3 protein-coding genes and 1 riboswitch are annotated in these 3,832 nt (G+C 64.8%); all 3 genes read right to left on the reverse strand.

Annotation, left to right across the window (positions count from 1 at the left end; all coding sequences use genetic code 11):
• Positions 1 to 799: hypothetical protein (locus VGM51_17570; protein ID HEY3414848.1), on the reverse strand; the 799-nt coding region annotated here is incomplete at its 3' end.
• Between the two features lie 69 nt (positions 800 to 868).
• Positions 869 to 1,090, reverse strand: coding sequence for a hypothetical protein (locus VGM51_17575; protein HEY3414849.1), 222 nt, complete (start codon positions 1,088 to 1,090; stop codon positions 869 to 871).
• Positions 1,072 to 1,155, reverse strand: a riboswitch (cyclic di-GMP riboswitch). Its footprint overlaps the gene before it by 19 nt.
• A 128-nt stretch (positions 1,156 to 1,283) precedes the next feature.
• Positions 1,284 to 3,832, reverse strand: a 2,549-nt coding sequence (locus tag VGM51_17580; GenBank protein ID HEY3414850.1) for a BTAD domain-containing putative transcriptional regulator, incomplete at its 5' end; no start/stop codon positions are given.

Below are 3,832 nucleotides of genomic sequence, written 5' to 3' on the forward strand. Positions count from 1 at the left end.
TTTCCTTCACGCGCCAGCTGTGCTTGCTCGTGTACGGATCCCGCTTGTCCACCGCCCCCGCCAACGCGGTGATGGTCTGGGTGAACATCTCCCGCATCTCGATGAAGTTGTGATACGCCAGCCGCGTTGTGTACAGGGGCAAGGCAAACAGCAACGCAGCCCACCAAGCGACCACATACATCTGGCCCATGAGCCAGCTGATCGGTGCGAGTCCAACGAGGCTCGCGGCGAAGTTCCGCGTGTCGCCTACCAAGAGACGCCGTACGGGCTGACCCGTTCTGAGGGCTAGCAGCACAGAGACGATGACGACGTTGAGCCCAAAATACGCGATCGACGCGACCAACAGTGCCGCGAAGTCGACGAGCAGGGCCTGGTGACGACCTAGCAGCTCGATGAGCAGACCTGCCGCGACAGTCGGGATCACGACGCCTGCGTGATTTGCCAGCGTCCCATACCACGGAATGCGTCCTCGGAGCTCGCGCATTTCCGTCGACCCGATAAGCGCAACGAAGGCGCCTGCTGCCGGCCCGCCGAGGTACGCCGAGGCCAGGATCGGAGCGATTGAAACCGAGACGAGCATCCCGCGCGGCATTGGCACGGGCAGTGCGGAGGCGAATAGTGTGACGGCGGTCCAAAACCCGAGGCCGAGGACCACCTCAGTCTCGGTTGGGGTGCTCGGGGGACCCCAGAAGCCGAATGCGATGTGCCTGTTCAGACCAAAAGCAAGGCTCGTGATAACCAGCGCCAATGCGCTGGCTCCCACGAGCCCAGCAATGTATAGCTTCAGGGAACGGGTCATGCCACCTCTGCTTGGCGCAGTGGGCAGACTACCATTGCCCTCGAGTCCCGCAATGGGACCAAAGTATCCCTAATAGCCCTTGATTGAAGCGCCGCCAGCGAGTGCCAGTGCGGCCACGCTGCCCAGTGCCATGAGAATTTGGAACACCCGAGATCGCATGGTGATCTCCCTCGCGATCTGGACTACCAGCCCTTGATGGACATTTCCGGTGCCACGCTCGTTCCTCCTTGCGGCCTCCGTGTCCACCTGGAACACGAAAACCGACCAGACTCGAAAGTCGGTCGGTTGCACTACTCGCTCCACCTCCACCCTAAGTGCCCAATTCAGGTGGTGGTATCAGCGCGTCCGAGCGTTTCCTTGACGCACCGTACGTTCGTACTAGTGCGGGGCGTACTCTAGGTTCCGTCGTCTGCACCGGTCAATACGCAACCCTACCTATGCCCACTGGTACAGGCCGGCCGCGTTGCGCTTGGACAACAGGTCCCTAGAGATCGTCGAACGACGGCGGCTCGACACCGAGCCCTTCTCTCAGAACGGCCGAGTAGTGCGCGTATTGCTCCGCTGCCGCGGCGCGGTGGCCACTCACCTTGTACGCACGCAAGAGGAGCAACTCGACGGAGTCGGCGTCCGGGTCGACATGTAGGAGCGACCTCGCAACTCTGATTACCGCTCCTGTATCCCCGATCTCCAGAGCTGAGTTGAGGCTGGCTTCGACGAACGCCAAGACCGCTGCGTGGAGGGTCTCGCGGTATGGCGCTGCCCACTCCTCGTACGCGAAGTCCAGCGCGTAGCGACCCTTGTACCTACGCAGTAGTTCCTCGGCGTCGTCGGTTGAGGGACGCTGTGCCCGGCCCAGCACCTCCCAAACGCGCCGGCTCGTCGTGTCGATCAGATCGGGATCAAGTCGGACGATCTCGCCGTCAAAGCCCACGTAGCCAGCGCTGAGGCCCTCGCGGTAGTCCGGTTCGAATACGCGACGGAGGAAGAAGATCGTCTGATGCAGGGAGTTACCGGAAGTGTCTGGGCCTAGGTCGGACCACAATGCTTCGAGCGCCTCATCGCGCGTGGCAGAGAACCCTGGACGGGAGCTGAGATAGCACAGGAGGCCGACCACCTTGCGCCGGAGGCGACCTTGAAAGCGGTTATTGTCCAAGTAGATCGAGACGGAGCCGAGGTCGTCGACCAAGACCTTCGCAGCGAGGCGGCGCGTCGCGGAGATGGCGAACGTCCGGAGGGCCTTGTTGCTCTTGGCTGCTTCACGTAGCCGCGCCGCGTCGTCGGCGGTGGCGACGTCGGCGAGAAGTGCCGCTGCAGCTTCCGCGACCGCTCCCCCCGCGCTCACTGCGAGCCAGAGGGCAGACCGCCAACGGTCGGGTCGAAGGGTCGCCTCCTTACGAACGACCGAGAGCGCGGCGCCACCGATCAGGGGGAGCGACCTCGTGATCTCCTCGGCGAGCATCGAAAGGAGGTAGGTGCCCGCAGGAGGGACGGCATCGATCGCCCCGCTCAGGCCTTTGCCGGCATGAACACACCGAAGAATGTGCGCTGCTTGGATGCCGATAGGCGCTCGCTGGACGCGCCCGAGGCGCTCGAGTTCGTCTATTACCGCGCCTGTGAAGTCCTCATTCCTGGCGACGGCGACCCGTGCCCTGAGCAGTTGGACCCGGAGGCGCCCTGCGACGTCCCGATAGAACCCAGCTTCCAGGCCTGCCGCGAGGCGCGCAGCTGCATCCACATCGTGCCTTCTGAGCGCGATCCCAGCGAGGGGCAGGGCCTGGACTGAGGCAAACTCTGGCCTCGCAGCCGCCCCGCGGCCTGCCAAGACCGACTCTGCACGGACGATGTCGCCAAAGTCAACGTGAAGGGATCCTCCTTCGATTGCCGCTTCGTCGCGTGCGACTTCGGATGGGTTCTCGAGGGCCTGACGGATCAACTCCTCGGCCTCGCTCCAACGGCCGAGCCGGGCCAGTCCGTGGGCCCGGGCCATCATCGCGCCGACCCTGTAGACGCTCTTGGCCGACTTCCCGAATTCGGCCTCCGCAGTCCCGGCAGAGGTGTATGCCTCTTCCGACCGGCCGAGCCACAGCAGGACCCAAGCCCGGTTCAGTCGACTGACCGCCGCGTATCGAGCGTGCCCGCGGGCGCTCTGGTCGATCGCGAGCCGTTCGAGAAGTTCAGACACGACCTCGAGGTTTCCCTCGACCTGGGACTCAGCAACCGCGATTGCAGCTTGTGCGAGTGCAGCTTGAGCACCAGGGAGCGAGCCGCGCAGCGCTACCTCCGCGAGCGGCACGAAGTCCTCGCCATAGCCGAGGATGCTTCGGAGGAACGCGACGTTGAGGAGCGCCACCGAGGAGAATCCAACGTCAGCGGCGGCCGAGGCGGCGGCAGCCAACTCTAGAGCGCGCTCGTAGTGGCCCCGATCAAGTTCGATTCTCGATCGTAGAAGTAGCGCGGCGGGTCGATCGGGCGAGCCCGCGGTCCCATCTAAGAACTGCGCGGCGAGCTCAAATGTGCCAGCTGCGAGGATCTCCGACACCGCTGAGTCGACCACGCGAACAGTCTCAGCCGGCTCGTTGGCTTCGCGAAAGTGCCACGCAGCTCCGAGCCAGTCCCTAGGCTCCAGGAACAGCGCGACGATCTTGTGCATCGAGCGGACTTGGGCTTCGCCGACTTCCTCGCGGAGGCGGGCGACGAGGAAGTCGCGGACAAGGGGGTGGAAACGGTGCGGGGACTCGCGGTCGGGACGGGTCAGGAGCCCTAGGGTCTCGGCCTCGGTGATCAGCGGTGCGAGGTCGGCCGCAGGTCGGCCATCCACCAGCGCGCCAGTCTCCGCGTCGACGGCGACGAGGACCGAGACGCGCGTGAGGAAGCGCTGCAGTGATGGCGACAGCGTCTCGAGGACCTCCTCCGCGAGGAAGTCGTAGAGGTCGCCGCGTGTGGCGCTCAGCTGGGCGACGAGCGCGCGAGCCTCGGGCGCGTTCTTGTCCTCCAGGCTTGTGCGCACGAGCGTGAGGAGCGCCGCCCAGCCCT

It is taken from the genome of Armatimonadota bacterium, from assembly GCA_036504095.1.
In the GTDB taxonomy this organism is placed as follows: Bacteria; Armatimonadota; DTGP01; order JAKQQT01; family JAKQQT01; genus DASXUL01.